Origin of the sequence: Luteimonas marina (assembly GCF_007859325.1) — a bacterium.
In the GTDB taxonomy this organism is placed as follows: Bacteria; Pseudomonadota; Gammaproteobacteria; order Xanthomonadales; family Xanthomonadaceae; genus Luteimonas; species Luteimonas marina.
This window is the reverse complement of the sequence record NZ_VOHK01000001.1, coordinates 611081-630965: the sequence shown is the minus strand read 5'-3', so window position 1 is coordinate 630965 and position 19885 is coordinate 611081. Positions and strand designations below refer to the sequence as shown.

The 19885-nt window shown below is 69.4% G+C and carries 18 protein-coding genes and 3 tRNA genes; all 21 read right to left on the bottom strand.

The features are described from left to right. Positions 1-10: 10 nt before the first annotated feature. A complete protein-coding gene (locus tag FQY83_RS02970; protein ID WP_146384888.1) occupies positions 11-4816 on the bottom strand; it encodes a hypothetical protein in 4806 nt (1601 codons plus the stop codon). After that, positions 4813-6996 carry a lytic transglycosylase domain-containing protein gene (locus FQY83_RS02965; RefSeq protein ID WP_146384886.1) on the bottom strand — a complete coding sequence of 728 codons (2184 nt, stop codon included), beginning with the start codon at positions 6994-6996 and terminating at the stop codon, positions 4813-4815. Before FQY83_RS02965 ends, FQY83_RS02970 begins: the two co-directional genes overlap by 4 nt. A 1-nt stretch (position 6997) precedes the next feature. Next, positions 6998-7471, bottom strand: a complete 474-nt coding sequence (locus tag FQY83_RS02960) for a hypothetical protein (protein ID WP_146384884.1) — start codon at positions 7469-7471, stop codon at positions 6998-7000. A 2-nt stretch (positions 7472-7473) separates the two neighbouring features. Then, positions 7474-8274 (bottom strand): hypothetical protein, encoded by an 801-nt coding sequence (locus tag FQY83_RS02955; RefSeq protein ID WP_146384882.1) that lies wholly within the window; start codon positions 8272-8274, stop codon positions 7474-7476. After that, positions 8274-8720 carry a hypothetical protein gene (locus tag FQY83_RS02950; protein WP_146384880.1) on the bottom strand — a complete coding sequence of 149 codons (447 nt, stop codon included), beginning with the start codon at positions 8718-8720 and terminating at the stop codon, positions 8274-8276. Before FQY83_RS02950 ends, FQY83_RS02955 begins: the two co-directional genes overlap by 1 nt. Then, entirely contained in the window at positions 8720-8929 is a 210-nt protein-coding gene (locus FQY83_RS02945) for a hypothetical protein (protein ID WP_146384878.1), read from the bottom strand. The genes FQY83_RS02950 and FQY83_RS02945 overlap by 1 nt, the downstream gene beginning before the upstream one ends. 222 nt (positions 8930-9151) lie before the next feature. Further along, complete coding sequence (locus FQY83_RS02940; protein ID WP_146384876.1) at positions 9152-10684, bottom strand: AAA family ATPase; 1533 nt, start codon at positions 10682-10684, stop codon at positions 9152-9154. A 5-nt stretch (positions 10685-10689) separates the two neighbouring features. Then, complete coding sequence (locus tag FQY83_RS02935; RefSeq protein WP_146384874.1) at positions 10690-10956, bottom strand: helix-turn-helix transcriptional regulator; 267 nt, start codon at positions 10954-10956, stop codon at positions 10690-10692. A 120-nt stretch (positions 10957-11076) separates the two neighbouring features. Then, entirely contained in the window at positions 11077-11472 is a 396-nt protein-coding gene (locus FQY83_RS02930; protein WP_146384872.1) for a hypothetical protein, read from the bottom strand. A gap of 1 nt (position 11473) precedes the next feature. After that, entirely contained in the window at positions 11474-11620 is a 147-nt protein-coding gene (locus FQY83_RS17530) for a hypothetical protein (protein ID WP_158636416.1), read from the bottom strand. Beyond that, positions 11620-12018 (bottom strand): hypothetical protein, encoded by a 399-nt coding sequence (locus FQY83_RS02925; protein WP_146384870.1) that lies wholly within the window; start codon positions 12016-12018, stop codon positions 11620-11622. The genes FQY83_RS17530 and FQY83_RS02925 overlap by 1 nt, the downstream gene beginning before the upstream one ends. 2 nt (positions 12019-12020) lie before the next feature. Then, a complete protein-coding gene (locus FQY83_RS02920) occupies positions 12021-12269 on the bottom strand; it encodes a helix-turn-helix domain-containing protein (protein WP_146384868.1) in 249 nt (82 codons plus the stop codon). Between the two features lie 67 nt (positions 12270-12336). Further along, on the bottom strand, positions 12337-13563 hold the full coding sequence (locus FQY83_RS02915) for a tyrosine-type recombinase/integrase (RefSeq protein WP_146384865.1): 1227 nt from the start codon (positions 13561-13563) through the stop codon (positions 12337-12339). A 196-nt stretch (positions 13564-13759) separates the two neighbouring features. Continuing rightward, positions 13760-13843 (bottom strand) — tRNA-Leu (locus FQY83_RS02910). A gap of 44 nt (positions 13844-13887) precedes the next feature. Then, a tRNA-Cys gene (locus FQY83_RS02905) sits at positions 13888-13961 on the bottom strand. Positions 13962-14042: 81 nt separating this feature from the next. Then, positions 14043-14118 (bottom strand) — tRNA-Gly (locus tag FQY83_RS02900). Continuing rightward, a complete protein-coding gene (pgsA, locus tag FQY83_RS02895) occupies positions 14109-14759 on the bottom strand; it encodes a CDP-diacylglycerol--glycerol-3-phosphate 3-phosphatidyltransferase (RefSeq protein WP_146384863.1) in 651 nt (216 codons plus the stop codon). The genes FQY83_RS02900 and pgsA overlap by 10 nt, the downstream gene beginning before the upstream one ends. A gap of 116 nt (positions 14760-14875) precedes the next feature. Next, a complete protein-coding gene (uvrC, locus tag FQY83_RS02890) occupies positions 14876-16738 on the bottom strand; it encodes an excinuclease ABC subunit UvrC (RefSeq protein WP_146384861.1) in 1863 nt (620 codons plus the stop codon). A gap of 286 nt (positions 16739-17024) precedes the next feature. Next, positions 17025-18449, bottom strand: a complete 1425-nt coding sequence (locus FQY83_RS02885; RefSeq protein WP_146384859.1) for a thioredoxin-like domain-containing protein — start codon at positions 18447-18449, stop codon at positions 17025-17027. Between the two features lie 9 nt (positions 18450-18458). Continuing rightward, positions 18459-18941 carry a low molecular weight protein-tyrosine-phosphatase gene (locus tag FQY83_RS02880; RefSeq protein WP_146385344.1) on the bottom strand — a complete coding sequence of 161 codons (483 nt, stop codon included), beginning with the start codon at positions 18939-18941 and terminating at the stop codon, positions 18459-18461. A 4-nt stretch (positions 18942-18945) separates the two neighbouring features. After that, positions 18946-19716: a 3-deoxy-manno-octulosonate cytidylyltransferase gene (gene kdsB, locus FQY83_RS02875; protein ID WP_146384857.1), complete on the bottom strand. Its 771-nt coding sequence runs from the start codon at positions 19714-19716 to the stop codon at positions 18946-18948. Positions 19717-19885 lie beyond the last annotated feature (169 nt).

Sequence of the window (19885 nt, the reverse complement as noted above, 5' to 3'; positions counted from 1 at the left end):
TTACCCGCTCCTACTCCTTCGCCGGCCCCGTCAGGTATTCCAACGGGCTGACCTCGTCGCCCTCACCGGCCGCCTCGATCGCCTGCAGCGACTTGTTCAACTGCGACGACGGGATGCCGAAGGCGAACCCCGCGAGCGTCACCTGCGACCGCCAGAACGCGCCGTCCAGTTCGCCCTGCTCGATCTGCGTCCAGGATCGGCCGACGGCCTCGAATGCGTCGGCGAGCACGCCCTTGGAGTCGTAGCCGCGCAGTTCGCTCGCCGCGATCGACAGGCCGGGCAATCCGCCCATGAGCGCGCTGAGCCCTTCCTCGGCCACCATCGACGCCAGGTCATCCAGGAACCCGTCGTCCTTTTCGTCCTCGGGCCACTGGCCGCGGATGATCGCCGCGACCATGCCCTCGACCACGAACAGGGACAGCATGTCCATCGACCAGGCCATGCCGCCTCGCAGGCTCCGCAGGTCGGCGCGCGCGGTGCGCTCGTAGGCGGCGTTCCACTTCGCCGTCATGTACGACTGCAGGACCGTGGTCGCGCGGATGAGCTCGGACTGGCGCATGCCCTCGGACAGCGTGCCGCGCTGGATGGCGGTCTTGTCGATGAAGTCGCCGGACGACTGCGCCCGGCTCACGATGTCGTCGGCGTAGGCCCGCGCCTTCGCCGCGTTGTCGCCCCGATCGAGCGCGACCCGCTCCGCGGCGATCCACGTCGCCACGTCGACCGTGGCCTGCACGCGCCCGATCATCCAGTAGCCGTGCCGGATCATCGCCGCATGCCCAGCTGCGAGGGTGCCGGCGTCCGCGTCCATCACCGCGCGCACCGCCTCGACGTGCGTGGTCAGGCGCTGGCGCATGAACTCCGACGTCCTGACGACCCGGTCATGTTCGCGCCGCGGGTGGCGGAAGAACCGCAGCGTGGCATCGAGCATCGGCCGCTTGCCGAGCACGACGCCCGACTGCAGCAGGCCGGTCACCTGCAGCGCGGCAGAGGTCGCCTTGAACGTCAGCACGCTGGCAGTGAAGTTGGTCCGCAGCATCCGCAGGCCACGTTCCCACCAGCGCCGCACGCCGACCTCGCCGGTAGCCGCATCGCGCAGCCAGACGTCGAGCCCGTTCACCAGCGGCGCCAGCCCGGTGGCGTTGGCCGCAGCGGCGAACTCCGGCCCGTGCAGGACGTTGTGCACGTAGTTGATCGCGTCACCCATCCGCAGGTCGCGGATCATTTCGCGCTCGTGCTGACCGATGACGCCCAGGTCGAGTCGGACGGTTCGCCCGCCGCTGCCGATGCGCTCGATCGCGGCGCCGTTGCGGGTGGCAGCCTTCGCGTAGCGGCCGGTCCGCATGGCGTCGTAGGCCTCCTGGTCGAGGATGCGCAGTTCCTTCACGTCGCGCGCTTCGTATTTCAGCGGGTAATACCCGCCGGCGATGGCGCGCTGCGTGCCGTCTGGCAGCGTCACCACGAATGGCGACGGTGGCACGCGCTCCGGCGCCAGGCCCGTCCTGCGCCGCTGCGTGGCGGCCAGGTCCGGCCAATGCCGGCCGATGGCCTTCCAGACCGCCTCAACGTAGTTCCAGTCCCGCGCGTCGAGCCGCGACAGGATCGCACCCGCCTGCTCCGGCGACAGTCGGCGGTCGGTCTGCTCGAGGATGGCCTGCCGGTTGCCATCGTTGCCCCAGTTCAGCGCCAGAGCGAGCATGCGCTCCTTCGACCAGGCGGCGCCAACCTCCGGGATGAACTGCCGGGTTTTCAGCTTGCGCAGTTCCGCATCGGTGTAGTGCTTCAACCTCAGGACAGCGTGCGCTTCCTGCGCTGCCCGGATCTCGGCAGCGGCTTGGGCGTTCGCTTCGCGGATGACGCGGACGGTGTGGGTCCAGACTGCGCCGTTGTCGGTGAACCCGTCGAGCTCGCGCGCGATGTCCGTCGCCGTGGCGGTCAGCGCCCGGGCACCGAGCGCTTCCTCGCGCACGCGCTCGCCAAGCCGCGGGTCACCGCTGTCGTGCTGCCGCGTGCGGTGGTGAGCGAGGATGGACTCCGCGGCCGCGTGGTCGACTTCTTCCCGGTTGAAGGTCTCGCCTTCCAGCCGCAGGAGGTTGGCGTTGCTGGCGGCGTGCACGATCGAGTCGACCGCGTCCCGCAGTTCCCGCAGCTCGCCCAGCTTCAGCTTCCGCAGCGGCATGCGGAACGCCTCGTCCGCGATGGCCGGCGGCACGTCGACGATGACGCCCTGCGCAGCCTTTGCGGCGATCCAGTCGCGCAGGCTGGCGCGGGATTCCACCTGCGGCCCGGTCAGCGGCGCCAGGTTGAACCGCTGAAGCAGGCCGTCCAACTGCTCGAGGTAGTCGGAACCCGCCTTGCCGATGCGCTGGCGAGCGGCCTTCTTGGTCAGCTGCGCGAACCGCTTGCCCGACTGCGTCGCGAACGTGCGCGCGTCGCGAGCCTCGCGGTACAGGTACAGCGCCTGCAGTTGCTGCCGGCGCGCGGTGCGCAGGGCCGTCCAGTCGCGCTTGATCGCCGCCTGCACCGCCTCCCGCTGCGCTCGCGCGATGGCGAGTCGGTACGTCTCCGGGCGGATGCTGGCGACTTCCTTGCGGGACATGATCCGGCGCGCCACCTCGCGGAAGATGACGGCGTGCGTGCGGACGCCGCCGGCACGGCGTTCGAGCCCTTGGATCTCAGCCTCCAGCGCCTTCGCCTGCGCGTCGGTGCCATCGTCGACGGTGTCGGGGTCGGTGGTGTCGATGTCGCGCTCGCTGATCCGGGCGTCGGTCTCGACGGCCACCGCGTCCTTGATCGGGACCGCGGTCGTCAGCGCATGCACCAACCGGCCGCCCGAGTCGAACCCCAGTAGCGCCGCAGCCGCGTCCGGCGACAGGCCGCCGCGCAGCGCGGTCATGCCCTTGAGCGCCTCGGCCACCTTCGGCCCGAAGGCTTCCACGACAGCGGCGCGGTCAAGCTTCGGCTTGACCTCGGCAAACGTGCCATCCGGAAGCCGGCCGGTGCGCAGCAGGCGCTCGGCGCGGTAGATCGGCTGCTCGCGCAGTTCAGCCTCGACCTCCGCGGCCGTAGCCTTCCAGTCCTGCGCGCGGCGCCGTTCCGCGGCCTGCTGCTGCGTCCGCGCCCGCTCGGTCTCGCGCGCCCGCTGCTGCGCCTCTGCGGCGGCCTGGCGCGCGGCCAGGTAGCCGGCGTAGCTGTCGGCGTCCATTGCCTCGACCGGCGTCACCGCATCCGCGGCGTCGGTCTGCACGGTGGCCGCGCCTGTCCCACCCTCGACGGCCCGCGCGTCGGCGAAGGCCTCGGCGAACAGCGCCTCGCGATCGAGCGCCGGGCTGTTCGGCTTCACGTCCTCGCCGGGCGTCAGCCGCAAGGATTCGCGCAGCGCGGCATGGTCGGCCTGCGAGACGATCGAGACGTACCGACCCAGCGGGATCGAGACCTCCGCGCCGCTGCTGACCGCCTCGGCGTAGGCATCCGGCCCGGCAAGGGTGGCGACGGCCTGCTCGGTGCGGGTGCCGTAGTGCGACCGAAGCGCCTCGATCGGCACGAACACCTGCTGCCCCGGCTGCGCGGTGTCGACCAGTTCGGCCAGTGCCTCAGGCGCGCGCGTGCGCAGCGTGGTGGCCTGCGCGGCGTCGACCAGCGCGTCGACATGCTTCTGCTCGGCCTGCGCCTGCGCGCGCGCCCTGCGGCCGGACACGGCCTGCACGATGGCGCGGACGATGCCGCCGGCGCCGCCGGCTGCGATGGCCTCGCGTTCCAGCCCCTCGGCGACGGCGAAATCCTCGTCGACCAGCGCACGGGTCAGCAGGTCCTGGCCCACGCCTTCGACGACTTCGGTGGCCGCCTCGACGCCGCCGGCGATGCCGATATCCGCCACGCGCCGCGCCACGTCGCTGCGCACGCTGGCCGGCATCGCCCGCAGGAGGCGATCCAGGCCCAATCGCTCAGAGACTGCGGTCACCGCGCCGGCGCCCAGAATCGCAACGTCGGCCGACGGGGTGCCGAGTGTGCCGGCATCCTCCGCGCGTTCGGCGACCACGTCCGCACCCTGCGCGAACAGAGACGGCCCCAACGTCTGCGGCGCGACGATGCCCTGCACTATCTGCCCGCCGATCTGGCCAACGGCGCCCGCGATGTCGGTTGCAAGGGTCTGGCGTTCGGCCGGCGCGCCGATGGCTGCCGCACCGCCCTTGAGCGCGTCGCCAGTGTCGACCAGGCTGTCGCCCGGACGCAGCCAGCGCGGGATCTTCTCGCGGTCGAAGTCAGGGACGCCGATGCCGCGCAGGCCGGCGCCGATGGTCCGGTCGACCAGGCGCTCGCCCAGGTTGTATAGCTGCCCGAAGCCGCCGACCGCGCTACCGGCAGCCTGGACGGCACCGGACGGCGCGGATCGCGCCACGTCGAGCCCCTGCTGCGGCGATTGCCCCGACGCCCACGCTGCTGCGTAGATCGGCGCCTGCAGCGGCGTGGTCGGACTCAACAGCTGCCGCCAGTCCGGCAGCGGTGCGGCGAAGCGGCCCAGCAGCGGCACGTCGTCGCGCGCGAGCGCGTACCGGTCGGGGTCGCCCGTCACCCAGGCCGACACCGTCGGCGAGGCCGCCGCGAGCGTGTCGAGTTGCTGGCGCTCGACATGCTGGCGCGCGCCCTCGGGATCGGCGCGGACGGCACCGACCGGGGCTCCCGTGCGCTGTGACAGGTCGATGACCTCGGCCGTTGCCTGTGACGTCTGGCCTTCCGTCGCGGCGATCACAGTTGCCGTCTGCTGCTGTTGCCGGCCGGCAACCTTGGCCGCAGCGGATGCGTAGGGATTCTGGCTCACAGGCGGGCATCCTCGCTGGAAAGGTAGGTCTCGACGATCTGCTGCTCGGTCGGCGCGGCGATGCCTGCATCCTGCAGGGCGGACATGATCTGCGCGCGCGCCGCGGCCGGCACGGTGAACCCTCCGGCCGGGCCCTCGTACAGCCGGCGGGTCTCGGTGCCGCCCCACCACTTGCGCCGCACGAATGGCTGCTTCAATCGGTTCACGATGATCTGCATTTCGTCGGCGTTCGGTTCGCGCTTGTGCTGCTGCACGAAGGAGCGTTTCTCGCGGAAGAATGCGAGATCGAATTCCCCGCGAGCCTTCGGGTCACCAGCCAGGCCAATGTCGATGGCGGCCAGCCGAAGCACTTCTGCTTCGGTGCCCCATTGCGCCGCCTTGTCCGGTCGACTTGCCTGCTGCTGGTCGGCGATGAAACTCGCGAACGTCTCGCCGCTCAGTTCGTGGGCGTGCTGCGCGATCGGATAGGTCTTGAACGCGGTTGGATCCTCAGCGCGCAGGCGATGCAGCTTGTCGACCACGACGGGGTCGTCGCGGATGACAGAGCCAGCTGCGACGAGTTCCCGATAGCGGTTGATGCTGCCGAGGAACTCGGGGTTCTCGGCCAGGAACTGGCGCTCCGTCTCCGAGAGGATCATCGTCAGCGGTTGCGTCGGAGGAATTTTCAACGACTTGTTGAAGATCGCCATGCCATCGTCATAGTCCTGGCGCGCCTGTTGCGCGTCCCGCGCTGCGACCAAGGTTCGGATATGCGCCTCTGCAGCGTTGCGTTCTGCGCTCGGCAAGTTCGCCGGCAGGCCAACGATTAGTTCAGCGGCCGTCTGCGGCTTGTCCGTGCGCTGACGCGCTGCCGGCGCCGGCGACGGTGCCAGCGTGGCGTTTACGCGGGCGAGGTAGTCGCGCGTTTCCTTCGCCGGCGGCGCGCGGCCCGCGGCAACGGCCTTGCCTGCCTTGCCGCCGCCGTTGTAGTGCGCGACTGCGGCGTCGACGTTGCCATCGTACTGTTGCAGCAGGTCGTGCATGTAGCGGCCGGCGGCGTCGATGCTCGCCACCGGATCTCCCGGATCCTCCAGGCCGTACGCGGTCGCCGTCGCCGGCATGAACTGCATGACGCCCTGTGCCCCTGCCGGGCTGGTCTGCCAGCTGTTCGACTTCTCGCCCGAGTTCTTGATCGCGTTGAGCAACCCCGGCGGCAAGCCCTGTTCCTGCTCGACCAGTGCCGCGTAGCCGTTCAGCTGCGGATGATCGAACCGGAGTTTCCGACGTGCGGCTGCGTCGACGTCCACAAGGGCGGCGTTCGGCCGGGTCTTCGTGACCTCGCCCGAATACGTCCCGCCCGGCGCCGACGCTGCACCGGTCGTCAGCAACGACTCGGCGATCTTGCGTCCGTTCCGTTCGGCAATCGCAGGTCGCAGCGACTGCTCGAGGTCGAGCGTGTCGGATGCTGTCAGGTGCTTGCGGTGCTTCGCGAGCATCCGCTCGGCTTCTTCCGGGTCGGATTGCGCAGTCGCGTCGATCACGCGCTTGTACATGCGGGAGACGAGGTCGTTCTGCAGCTTCTGCCGCTGCTCACCTACGATGCCGAGGCGATTCCATTCGACAGCGGCGTAATCGATGCCGCGCCTCATGGCGTCATGCACCGCGCCCTCGTCTCCGCGCATCGAGATCGCGTCTTCAATTGCCAGCGCCAGGCCAGCGTTCGCCGTCTCGGCGCGGTACTGGTCGGCCTCCTTGAGCTCATGCCTGGCCAACCCGAGGACCAGCGTCTGACTGTGTTGCGCGGCCAGCCGCCGCGCGTTCTCCTGCAACCGGGGCGGCAGATGCCCCACATGCTCACGGACGACCAGGTCCCACTTCGGCATGAACTCACTCTCAAGCCCGATCGCATCGCGGCCGCGCTTCGTCGCCGCCCCTTCGTTCGGATCCTCGAGCAGCCGATTGCGAGTGGTGACCAGGGTGTTTTCGAAATCCATCATGGCCGACCCGTCGGCCTCCTCCTGCTGCCGGATGCGCTCCTGTTCCAGCAGTTGCATCCGGCGATCGGCCATCGCCATGCCGGTGCCGGCGAGGCCACCGACCGCACGCTCGACCGCGTCCATGCCCTCGTTGCTGACGCGGGTGCGGACCAGCGGCGCGGTGCCGGCGCCCTGGCCGAAGTTGCCGATCGGGATCCGTGCCATATCAGCCTCCCCTCGGCTTCTTCCAGCCGCGTCCGTAGTTGGTGCCCGCCTGCAGCAGCGTGCTGGCGGCGTTGATGTAGCCCGCAGTCCCCGCCCGGCTCGCGGCGCCGCGTCGGCCGCTGGCGTCGGCGCTCAGTCGCGCCGCGCGGTCGCTGCCGCCGGCCATCGTCAGGAACGCGTCCTCCTCGGCGCCGCGCGCGATCTCGCGATCGATGACCAGCGCGGTGCCGCTGTTGACGTCGACACCGGAGGCGGCAAGCGCGGCGATGGCCTCGCTGCGCTGCTTCTTCCCGGCCTTGCGGATGCGCTCGGCCTCGACCTGTGCGGCGCCAGCCTCCGCGCGCGCATCCGCCTCGGCCTGATTGGCGAGGTAGTTGTTGTAGTTCTTCTGCGTCTGGCCTTGGTGGACGGCAGAGCCTCCCGCGAGGAGTGACGAGGCACCCATGATGATGCCGAGGGTAACGGGTTCGCACATGGTCAGGTCTCCGTGATTGGGGTTGGCTCGGCAGCGAGGCTTTTTGCTCGGGGGTCGTCAAGTCGCGTCACCATCGCCTCGCCGGGCCTGTTGAACTCACGCGCGCTTAGAAAAGCCGCGCCCATTTCTCGCGACGTCTTCGTGATGCCCCAGAGTGCGTTCCGGAAGTCAGACAGTTCCCTGTTCCACATGTCCTCTATTCGCGTGAACAGCGAACCGTCCAAAAGAAGCCACCCGTCAGGTGTGAGAATCTGCGAAGCCGGCGCGAGCGCCGAAGCCTCCCGAGCCGCCGCGATTGCGTCGGACAACGCCGCGAAGAACGGCCGCATGGTCTCCTCTGCAACCGCGAACGCTTCATGACGCCGTTCCAGCGCTTCTGCGTATGCGTCCCACTTGGCATCGATGGCGCCGGCTTCGGCCCGCAGTCTTGCGTCCGCCAGGTGCCGTTCCAGCGCCTCGCGTGCGGCCGTCGCGCGCTGCAGGTCCTTCTGGCGTTCCGCGACGAGGTCAGAGGCGGCTGCCGTCTTGTCGGGATCCGGGCTGATAGCCGCCTCGCCGAGATCGGCGACCGCTTCATCCAGCGCCGTGCGGGCCGCGACCTCCGCGGCCTCGAGCTCGGCCAGGCGCCGAGCCATCTGCTCCCGGTTGGACGCGGTCTCGGCGGCGGCGGCGGCGGATCGCGCGGCCTGCGCGGCGGCTTGTTCGACGGCGATCGGCTGCTCTGCCGCAGTGTCGTTGTTCGTGGTGGTGCCCATGTCGGTGCCTCTGTTGTTGGTGGTGATCGTGGTGGTGCGGCGGCGCATCAATCCGCCTCTCCGCTGGTAGAATTCGGGCCGACAAACGCGCGCGCGCGCGAGGAGGCAGGACAAGCGTCCTGCAGGATCGCCTTCCCCCGCGCCCTGAACTTGGCCTGCGCGACCTCACGCCGGAGCGCATCCAGCGCCGAGCGAACCTGGCAGACTTGCTCGCGAAGCGGTCCAGTCGGCCTCTTTCCCGGCTCGATCATTTGCGCCGCCAGCAGCAGCACGTCGACCTCGACCGCAGCCATCCGGATCCGCGGCAGGATCTCGCCGATGTCGGGATGCCAGTGCCAGGACTCCAGCCGACGTCCCGCCCTGCCGACGATTCGTCGGCTCGGCAGTGCCCGGCCCTCAAGCAGGTCGTCAGCGGCAAGAACGCAAATCGCCAGTTGCAGTTGGATCGCGTCGAGCGAGGCCACCAGCGTTCGTTCGAACGGGACCACGGCCATCAGGATTTCCTCCATCGCTCGAGGATGGCGCCGCCGGTGCCGATGACGCGGATCTCGTCACCGACGACGGCCGTGATCCGGGGATGGCAGGTGCAGGGGATCTTTCGGCAGCCGAAGCCGTGCTCGATCTCGACATGGGTGATCTCGCCGGGTTCGGCCCAGAGGTTGCCGAGACGAATGGCGTCGCCGATGCGTGCCTGGTAGCTCACAGGGCGCCTCCGAGTGGGGTGGGACAAATCCCCAGACCCCTATAGAACTGTCCCAGTCCCACTGGTCCGGGCAGCGGCGGGGTGGACGGCATTCGCTCCCTGCGGTGCGCGAAGTGCCTCCCACCCGCACCCCGGCAGCTGACGCGGGACAAGCGGGACAAACAGTCCTGTCCCGCTGGGAGCCGCATGAATACAGGGCTCGTGCCCGTGGTGGTACAAAACTCAGCGTTCATCTGTCCCGCCTCCTTTCAGGCGATAGGCGTTGGTGTCTTTCCCGCCGGCGCGGGCGGGGTAGCGCTCAACGACGCCCTGCGCCTCTGCGGCGGCCAGCGCCTGCCCGGCGTTCGCGCTGTTGAGGCGCGCGCGCTCACGGATCTGTCGCTCGGTGGCAGGCTTGTCGGGCGTCTCCCGCTCCATCTCGGCTAGCGCACGCAGGACGGCGCGCATGTGCTCCTGGCGCGTGGCGTCCTTCTTCTCGGCGGCCCGGTCCTCTCGTTCCTCCTTGCGTGCCTCGGCGCGGGCCGCGCGGATCATCTGGTGCACCAGCTTCCAGTGCTTGCCGGCGAGCGCCGGCGGTGCCGGGACCTCGACAGCCGCGGGTCCGAAATCGGTCTGCACCCACCGGAAGAACACCGGCGGCGGATCGATGCCCTTGGAGCTGTCGAGGGTGATGAACGCGGAGACGCGCCCCGTCTCGCCTGGCGCGGCGAGGCTCCGCAGGATCGTGCGGGCGTCGTTCGCCGGGAGCGGATTGTCGTCGGAGCCCAGGTTCACCACCATCGCCGTCTGCCGGGCGTTGCCGATCAGCGCAGTGCCGCCGCGGAAGTCTTCGGTCGAGATATCCAGGTCTGGCAGCTTGACGAGGCTGGCCTGATTCACGTGGTGCGACAGCAGTACGGACACCTGCAGCGCGCGCCCGATCCGCTTCAGTGCATCCACGAGTATCCGCAGGCCGGTGTTGGTCTCGTCCGCCTCGGACACAGTGCTCGCGGTCTCGACCACCAGCAGGCCAATGGGAACTGCGGACGCCATGATCGGGCGCAGCGCCTCGATGATCGCCGTCACGGTACTGGTGGCGTACGGGGCGCCTTCGGCCATCCTGACGAGCGCGCGCATCGGCGCGAATGCCTCGTTCTCGAGGTCGGGCACCAGGACGCGCTCCATCACCAGCTTCGCCTGCGCCTCAGGCAGGAGCGAGGCCTGCGCGGCGAACTTGCGCGCGTACTGCCGCCGGCTGTCTTCCGCGGAGTAGATGACCACGCAGCGGTCGCGCCGCGGCCAGAGCTCGGCAAGGCTATGCGCCATCGCCAGGGCCGTGGCGATACCAACGATGTTGGTCGTCTTCCCCTCGCGCCCGGCAGCGGCGGCGACGCTCACCTCGCCGATCGGAAAGAGCCCCACGTTACCGCGCTCGAAGGCGTGCGGCTCCGGCTCGCGCGCCGCGTCGAACTCCTCCTGCGTCCATGGGACGAGCATCCCGGCGAACACCTCAGCGAGAGGGAGGCGTTCCGCCTCCTCGTCGGCAGCTCGAACCGGCGGCGGCACACTCTCGTCACCAACCGCCCATTCCGCCAGCGCCGCGTCGTGCGCATCGGCGCGGTCAGCAGCCTGCTCTAGCGAGCTCGGCGGCGGCGGCCTGCTTGTTCCGGAAGCCCACGCGGCATAGGCCGCGTCGTCGGAATCGTCAAGCAGCGCGGCCAGTTCGGCCTGCTTGACCAATGCAGGGGCTGCGCGCTGCTCGCCTTTGTGTTCCACGCTGCTCACCCGCGCGCACCGCCCACCGCAACGCCCTGCTCGACCAGGCGGCGAATGTCCTCGGCGCGCCAGGCGACGCTGCCCCGGCCCAGCCTGACCGGCCGCGGGTAGCGGCCATCCTTGATGCCGGCGTACCAGGTCGACATGGACACGGGGATGATCGCCGGCAGCTGCCGCTTCTTGTCGCCGAGGATCTGGCGGATCCGCATCAAGCCCGTTTCGGGGATCACCGCGGCGGGCGTGGCCTGTGACGCAACCTCGTTGCTGTGCATTCGTCTGCTCCGTTTCGGTCCGACCTGCAATCAGTCGGAAGCTTCGGAACAGATTTCAGCGGCAATTGCTGCCGCTGCGATGGTCAATCCACAACACAGTTTTGACCATTTTTTCGGTGGTCAATCTGCAGCATCCAAAGGATCATCACCATTGAGCGGGATCCATTCGCACGATTCATAGGCCCGCTGCGCGGTTGAAGCCGAGACACCGACGTCCTCCGCTGCCTTCTCGAAAGCGCTGGGGCCTTGCGACGTGTTCGCCTTCGGGAATCCCTGCTCGTGATACCGCAGCACCAGCGTAGCCAGAAGGAGATCCCTGCGTGTCCGCGCAGGCAGGCCTTTGTCGAAGGCCAGGAGCGCAGTCACCAGGCGCTTCGGCAAGGGCCGCCCCATGCGATGTTCGTGAAGCGCCCACTTCAAGGCACTGAGAATTCGTGCGCCCTCAGTGATGCTCACGCCATCGCCGGCGACCTCCCTTGAGGCCGCCGGCTTCAGCTTCTTCTGCTCGCCGGCCACGTCAGCCGCCGACTTTGGCTTCGAAGAGTCGCCTGAACGCTTCATTGGTCTCGAGAGCGCGCTCGAGAACCGCGACCAACCGCTCGACCTCAGCAGACGGTACGGGCTCGCGCTTGGGTTTCGGAAACGGGATGACATCGGGCGCCATCAGCGTGCGCTCCCGACCACCGGCACGCTGACGAACTCGCCCTTGTCGGAACCGGCGCGCGCTGCCGCCTCATTGATGCCGTGCGTCGTCGACGCGTTGATGCCGATGATGCTGGTCGCATCCGCCATGTCGCCGAGTAGTTCCAGCAGCAGGCCCACGTCGCCGATGGCCGAGCGAGAGAAATCCGTGGCGCCAAAGCTCTCGTGCTGCGACGCCCACCAGAGCAGGGTGCCCATTCCTCGGATCCCGTTCAAGATCGGCTGACGGACGTTCTCGGCCGCGTTCATCACGCGCTCGGGATCCTTGAAGCGGTAAGCGCTCACCAGCAGGTCGCTCAGGCCGGGGATGTCCGGCGTGGACTCGTCGGACGAGAGCGTGGGTGTAGTGTCGATTGCCATGGTCAGAGCTCCCCTCGAACGGCCTTCAGCGAGGCCAGATAGCGGTATGCCGTCGCGCGGTTCATGCCGTAGCGGTCGGCGAGTTCCTGCCACTTCGGCGTCCGCCGCGGGAACGCGGCCATGATCGAGAATGCGACGAATGCCACGTGGTGGCCGCTCGTGACGCTCGGCAGCCCGACGAGGCTGTCTCTGTAGTTTCCCCGGCGGTCGCGCTGGATAGGACTCGGGGTCGGTACAATTTCAGGTGCCATGATCGTTCTCCTGTGGAACGGTGGTGGAAGGCTCGGCCGGGAGCTCGTACCTCCCGGCCGCGCCGCTTTACCGGCTTGCGCCGGATCTCTTGCCGATCGGCACGACCTTCGCCGTGTCGATCCTGAGTTGGTCCAGGTAGTCGGCCCAGGCCTGCATCATCTTCGTGCGCTCGGCCATGTACTGCGCCCGGTTGTAGACGGCCCGGACCTTGTTGCGGTCGGCGTGCGCCAACTGCCGTTCGATGACGTCGGGCGACCAGCCAAGCTCGTTGAGCCGAGTCGACGCCATCGCCCGGAACCCGTGCGCGGTCATCGTGTCCTTGTCGTAGCCGAGCCTGCGCAGCGCCGCGTTGATCGTGTTGTTGCTCATCGGGCGCTTGCCGTCGCGGATCGATGGGAACACGTAAGCGCCCCACTTCGTCAGCGGGTGCAATTCCTCAAGGATGGCCAGCGCCTGCGTAGGCAGCGGCACGACATGCGCCTCGCGCATCTTCATCTTGCCAGCCGGGATGCGCCACTCAGCAGCGTCCAGGTCCAGTTCGCCCCACTCCATCGCCCGCAGGTTGCCCGGCCGCGCGAACAGCATGGGTGCGAGTCGCAACGCTGCCCGGGTGACCGGCTGGCCCTCGTAGGCGTCGATCGTGCGCAGCAAGGCCCCGACCGCTTGGGGGTCGGTGACCGCTGCCCGCGGCGTCGATGTGATCGGCGTCAGCGCCCCGCGAAGGTCGGCCGTAGGATCGCGCTGGGCGCGCCCCGTGGCGACGGCATACCGGAACACTTGCGACATGCGGGCGCGGACACGGTGCGCGGTGTCGACGATCTCGCGATGCTCCAGCGGGCGCAGGATCGTCAGCACGTCCTGCGCGGTGATCTCGTCGATAGGTCGGTTCTGCAGGCGATCCGGAATCAGGCCGAGTTGCCAGTCGACCTTGCTGATGCTGACCTGCGCCAGCCCCTTGATCGCCTTGCTGCGCCATTCCTGCGCCACCGCGCGGAACGTGTTGTCGGCGGCGAACTGGATGCGCGCCCGCGCCGCCTGGCGTTCCGCAGCGGGATCCTTGCCGTCACGAAGTAGCCGGCGCGCATCGTCGCGCGCGTCCCGTGCCTGCGCCAGCGTGGTCTCGGGATAGCTGCCGAGCGCAAGCATCGTCGCCTTGCCGTTCACGCGGTAGCGGTAGCGCCAGAGCTTGCTGCCGCCGGACGTGACTTCGATGCAAAGGCCACCCGCGTCTGCCACCCGGTAGACCGCCGCCGCCGGCTTCAACGCCTTCAATTTCGCTTCGGTCAGCGGCATGGGGATCGAACCGGCATGATGTGAGTAGATGATCCGGGATCGAATTGAAAACGCCCCGGATACTCACAATCTACTCACAATCTGCGCCGGATGCAACCGGAATCATTCGGAAGGAATTGGAACGAAAAACCCCGGGAATCCCGGGGTTTCGTGTCCAATTTCGGAATGCTTCGGAAGCCGATGGAAGCGTTCTGCGTGCCCGGAGTCGGGATCGAACCGACATGACCTCGCGGCCGAGGGATTTTAAATCCCTTGCGTCTACCAGTTTCGCCATCCGGGCACGGACTCACGCACCGGCACGGGTGCCGGCTGGCGACTGGGGGATGGAGGCCTGGGTCGGAATTGAACCGGCGTACGCGGATTTGCAGTCCGCTGCATAACCACTCTGCCACCAGGCCGGTGACTGCCGCCAGGACGGGAAGATACACGTCCCGGGGCTGCATAAACAAAACCCCGGCGGTGCCGGGGCCTGCTGGATCTGGAGCGGGAAACGAGGCTCGAACTCGCGACCTCAACCTTGGCAAGGTTGCGCTCTACCAACTGAGCTATTCCCGCGTTGAGCCGCGCATTTTACCGCCTGTGCGGGCAGTGTCAACACTCGCCCGCTCGGCTTCGCGCAGGGCCGGCCAGGCCGCGCGCAGGTAGGCGAAGCCCGACCACAGGGTGAGCAGCGCCGCGGCGCCCAGCAGCCAGTCGCCGACCCGGAACACGAACGTCCCCATCCAGATCTCGGTGCCCGGCTGCAGCGGGAAGCGCGGGTTGATCGAGTACAGCAGGCACGACAGCGCCACCATCTGCGCGATGGTCTTGACCTTGCCGATCGTGGCCACCTTCACCGTCGCCCGCTGGCCGAGTTCGGCCATCCATTCGCGCAGCGCCGAGACCGCGATCTCGCGGCCGACGATCACCGCCGCCCAGAACGCCATCCACGGCGTCGGGTGGCCCTGCACGATCAGGAACAGCGCGACCGCGACCATCAGCTTGTCGGCGACCGGGTCGAGGAAGGCGCCGAAGGCCGAGTACTGGTGGTAGCGCCGCGCGATCCAGCCATCGAGCCAGTCGGTCACCGCCGCCAGGATGAAGACGAAGGCGGACGCGAAATTGGTCCACTGCGAGGGCATGTAGAACACGGCGACCAGCACCGGGATCAGCAGGATCCGCAGCAGGGTCAGCCAGGTGGGGATGGTCAACTTCATCGTGTTCGGGGTGCTTCGGGGACTGTCATGTCGAGCGCAGCGAGAAATCCTGTATGTGGAAGCCGAGGTTCCTCACCGCATTCGGAACGACAGGCCCGGCGCAATCGGAGGCCAGTTCAGCCGGGTTGGCGCCCGGCGGCCTCGTCCTGCAGCCCGTGAAGGGTCGCATAGATTCGCCCCGCCAGCGCCTCGCTGACGCCGTCGACCTTGGCGATTTCCTCGGCGCCGGCCGCCTTCAGGCCCGCTAGGCCGCCGAAATGCTTGAGCAGGCTGGCGCGGCGGCGCGGCCCGATGCCGGGGATGTCTTCCAGCCGGCTGACGCTGCGCGCCTTCTGCCGGCGCCCGCGATGGCCGGTGATCGCGAAGCGGTGCGCCTCGTCGCGCACCTGCTGGATCAGCTGCAGACCGGGCGAATCCGTCCCCGGCCGAAGTTCGCGGCCGTCCGGCAGCAGCAGCCGTTCATGCCCGGCGCGGCGCTCCTCGCCCTTGGCGACGCCGACGATCATCACGCCGCCGTCGCCGGCATCGACGCCGAGGTCGTCGAGCACCCCGCGCGCCTGCGCCACCTGCCCTGCCCCGCCGTCGATCAGCAGCAGGTCCGGCAGTACGCCGTTCTCTTCGACCGCGCGCCGGAACCGCCGCTGCAGCGCCTGCTGCATGGCGGCGTAGTCGTCGCCGGGCTCGATGCCGGTGATGTTGTAGCGGCGGTACTGCCCGCGCACCGCCCCGTCCGCGTCGAACACCACGCACGAGGCCACCGTCGCCTCGCCCATGGTATGGCTGATGTCGAAGCATTCGATGCGCTGCGGCGGCGCGGCCAGCCCCAGCAGCGCCTGCAGCGAATCCAGCCGCGCCTGCTGCGCGGCTTGACTGCCGAGTTCGGTGGCCAGCGACAGTTCCGCGTTGCGGCGCGCGAGGTCGACGTAACCGGCACGCTCGCCGCGCACGCTGTGGCGGACCTGCACCTTGCGCCCGGCCGCGGCGGTGAAGGCTTCCTCCAGCAGCGGGATGTCGTCGATCGCGCGGTCGAGCACGATCTCGCGCGGCGGCGGCTGTTCGCCGTAGTACTGCGACACGAACGCGGCCAGCACCTCGGCCGGGTTGTCGCTGCCGTTAGTCTTCGGGAAGAACGCGCGGGTGCCGAGGTTGCGGCCATCGCGGAAGGCGAGCAGCAGCACGCAGGCCTGGGTGCCGTGCATCGCGACGGCGAGCACGTCGAGCTCCGCGGCGCTGCCGTCGACGTACTGGCGCGCCTGCAGCGAGCGTACGCCCGACAGCAGGTCGCGCAGGCGCGCGGCCTCCTCGAAGTCCAGCCGGCCGCTGGCCGCCTCCATCGCCTCGCCCAGTTCGCGGGTGAGGTCGTCGCTGCGGCCTTCGAGGAACAGCGTCGCACGGCGCACCGCATCGGCGTACTCGCGCGCCGGCACCAGGCCCACGCAGGGCGCGGTACAGCGCCCGATCTGATGCTGCAGGCAGGGTCGCGAGCGGTTGCGGAACACGCTGTCCTCGCAGCTGCGCAGCTTGAACAGCTTGTGCATCATGTTCAGCGTCTCGCGCACCGCGGTGACGCCGGGATACGGCCCGAAGTAGCGTCCGGGCACGTTGCGCGGGCCACGGTGCAGCGCCAGCCGCGGCCACGGTTCCTGCGTGATCAGCACATAGGGGTAGCTCTTGTCGTCGCGCAGCAGCACGTTGTAGCGCGGGCGCAGCGACTTGATCAGCTGGTTCTCCAGCAGAAGCGCCTCGGCCTCGGTGCGCGTGACCGTGACTTCCATGCGCGCGACCTGCGCCAGCATCGCCATCGTCCGCGCCGGCTTGGGCTGGCCGCTGAAATAGCTGGCCACGCGCTTGCGCAGCGCGCCGGCCTTGCCGACGTAGAGCACGCTGTCGTCGGCCGCGAACATGCGGTAGACGCCGGGCGCGGTGCTCAGGCCACGGGCGAAGGCCTTGCCGTCGAAGGGGGGCGGCGCGGTGGTCATGGGGTGATGCGGGGAGCGAAGGCCGGGAGTGGCGGCCTGCAATGGCCGTCATCCCGGCGAAAGCCGGGATCCATTTTTCGCCGTTGCCGTGGGAAGGCAAGGTCAAAATGGATCCCGGCTTTCGCCGGGATGACGATGACTGAGGGGATGACGACTACCGAGGGGATGACGATTACGGCCGGGATGACGGCTACGGTACGGATGGCGACTTCCGCAGGGATGACGGTCCCTGCCCTCAGCTCCAGGCCCTCAGCCTTTGGCCCTGCCCCTCCAGCCCTCCCTCCGGTCATTCGCCTATCGGCACGTGGCGCAGCGCGCCGGTGCGGGGGTCGAAGCGGAGCACGGCGTGCGCGTCGGTGTCGGCGATCCAGACCGCGCCGCCGCCCACCGCGAGCCCGGCCGAGCCATGCAGCCGCTGCGGCAGTTGCACGGTGGTCAGTTCGCCGCCGCCCAGGCGCAGGCAGCGCAGGGCGTCGTTGCCGCCGTCGGCGATCCACAGCACAGGCGAATCCGGGTCGAGCGCGATCGCCTGCGGCTGCTGCAGGCGGGCCTCGGTGCGGGCGCCGTCCGCGTCGCCGTACTGCCACTGGTCCACGCCCACCAGGGTCGACACCGCGCCGGTGCGCACGTTGACGCTGCGGATCGCCGAACCGGCGGCGTCGCATACGTACAGCGCCTGCTGCACCACCGCCAGCGAGACCGGCTCGGCGAACGCCGCGCCGACGCTACCGCCGTCGATGACCGACAGCCTGCCGGAGCCGGCCACCAGTTCGAGCCCGGGCGCGCCGAGGTCGTATTTCCAGATGCGGTTGTCGCCGGTGGTGGCGATGAACAGGGCGCTGCCGCTGAGCGCCACGGCGCGCGGCTGGTCGAGCGCGACCGCGCGCGGGTCGCGGATCGCACCCTCGGCCGGCGTGCCCGAGCGGCCGGCGCCGCAGATGGTGTCGATGTCGCCGCTGCGCAGCTCGACCCGGCGCACCGCGTGGTTGCCGCTGTCGGCGACGTAGAGCGCGTCGCGCCAGACGCACATGCCGTGCGGGCGGTTGAACGCCGCCAGTTCCATCGGGCCGTCGATGAAGCCGGGGCCGCCGCTGCCGAACTGGCGCAGCACGCGCCCGGCCTGGTCGCATTCGAGCACGCGGTGGTGCTCGCTGTCGGCCACGTACAGGTAGTTGCCCGAGACCACGAGACCGGTCGGGAAGCGCAGCGGCAGCGGCGGTTCGCCGCCGCGGCGCATCTCGATCGGGTCGGCGCTGGGCAGGGTCGGCACCAGTTCCCCGGCCAGCGCGGTGACGCGCGCATCGAGCTCGCGGATCGGCCCGTCGCCGACGATGCGCTCGCGGATCCGGCCCTCGCCGTCGATCAGCACCACCGTCGGCCAGGCTTCGACGCCGTAGTGCTGCCAGAGCGTCCAGTCGGGATCGTGCCCGATCGGGAAATCGTAGCGCTGCCGGTTCAGTCGCTTGCCGATGCGCCGGCCGTCGCGTTCGCTCTCGAACTTGGGCACGTGTACCGCCACCACGTTCACCCGCTCGCCGTGGCGGGCGCGCAGCCGCGCCAGGTCCGCCAGCCGCTGCTGGCACCAGGCGGAACCGGCGTTGACGAACGCCAGCGCGCAGACCTTGCCGCGCAGCTGCGCCATCCGCAGCGGCGACAGCAGGTTCAGCCATTCGACGCCGGGCGGGAATTCGGGAGCGGTGGTTGCGTCCATGTGCACCGATTATGCGTCAATCGCCAGCGTCCGCGCCGCCACGCCGGCGACGATGGCGCGGGCGGCGCGATCCACCAGCTGCCAGACCTGCTCGAAATCGTCGGGGCCGCCGGTATACGGGTCTGGCACTTCGGCGCCCTGACCCAGCCCGGCCCAGTCCAGCAGCAGCGCGCTGCGGGCGCTGGCGTCGGCCGGCGCGCGGCTGCGCACGTCGGCGAGGTTGTCGCGGTCGGCGCACAGCAGCCAGTCGAACTCCCGGTAGTCCTCGGCGCGCAGCTTGCGGGCGCGCAGGCCGGAGATGTCGACGCCGTGCCGGGCCGCGTTCGCGATCGAGCGGCGGTCCGGCGGCTCGCCGGCGTGCCAGCCGCCGGTGCCGGCGGAATCGACCAGGATGCGGCGTTCGAGCCCGGCCTCGGCGATGCGCTGGCGCAGCACGCCCTCGGCCAGCGGCGAGCGGCAGATGTTGCCGAGGCAGACGACCAGCAGGCGCAGCGGCTCAGCCATGCGCGGCTCCGAGGATCGCTTCGGCCCGCGCCAGGTCTTCCGGGGTGTCGACGCCCTGCGGGAACGGCTCGGGCGCCAGCGCCACCGCGATCGGCAAGCCGGCTTCCAGCACGCGCAGTTGCTCCAGCGATTCGATCCGCTCCAGCCGCCCCGGCGGCATCGCCGAGAAGCGGCGCAGGAAGCCCGCGCGGTAGGCGTAGATGCCGATGTGCCGCAGCCACTCGCCCGGCACCTTGACCTCGCCCTCGCGCGAGAACGCGTCGCGGTGCCAGGGGATCGGCGCGCGGCTGAAGTACAGGGCGTGGCCGGTGTCGGCCACCACCACCTTCACCGTGTTCGGATCGAACAGCACCGGCGGCTGGGTGATGTGTTCGGCCAGCGTGGCCATGCCGGCGCGGCCGTCGGCGAGCAGCTGCGCGACCCGGCGGATGCCGGCGGCCGGCGCGAAGGGTTCGTCGCCCTGCAGGTTGACCACGATGGTGTCGTCGTCCCAGCCGGCGATGTCCGCGCACTCGGCCAGCCGGTCGGTGCCGGACTGGTGGGTGGCCCGGGTCATCGCCACGTTCACGCCCCTGCCGTCGAGCGCGCGCGCGATGCGCTCGTCGTCGGCCGCCACCCAGACCTCGCGCGCGCCCGCGTCGAGCGCGCGGCGGGCCACGTGCAGGATCAGCGGCTCGCCGCCCAGCAGCCGCAACGGCTTGCCCGGCAGGCGGGTGGCGTCGTGGCGGGCAGGGATGGCGACGACGAAGTCGTGGTGATTCATGCGATTGCAGTGTCCTGATTGATCCAGAGCAAATTTGCTTCAGGCGCTCACCTTTTGCTACCGCAAGCGCCTGCCTTTTGCTCGTCATTCCGGCGAAAGCCGGAAGCCATTTTGCCGTTGATTTTCTCGGAAGTATCGACAATGAGGAAGCAAAATGGATCCCAGCTTG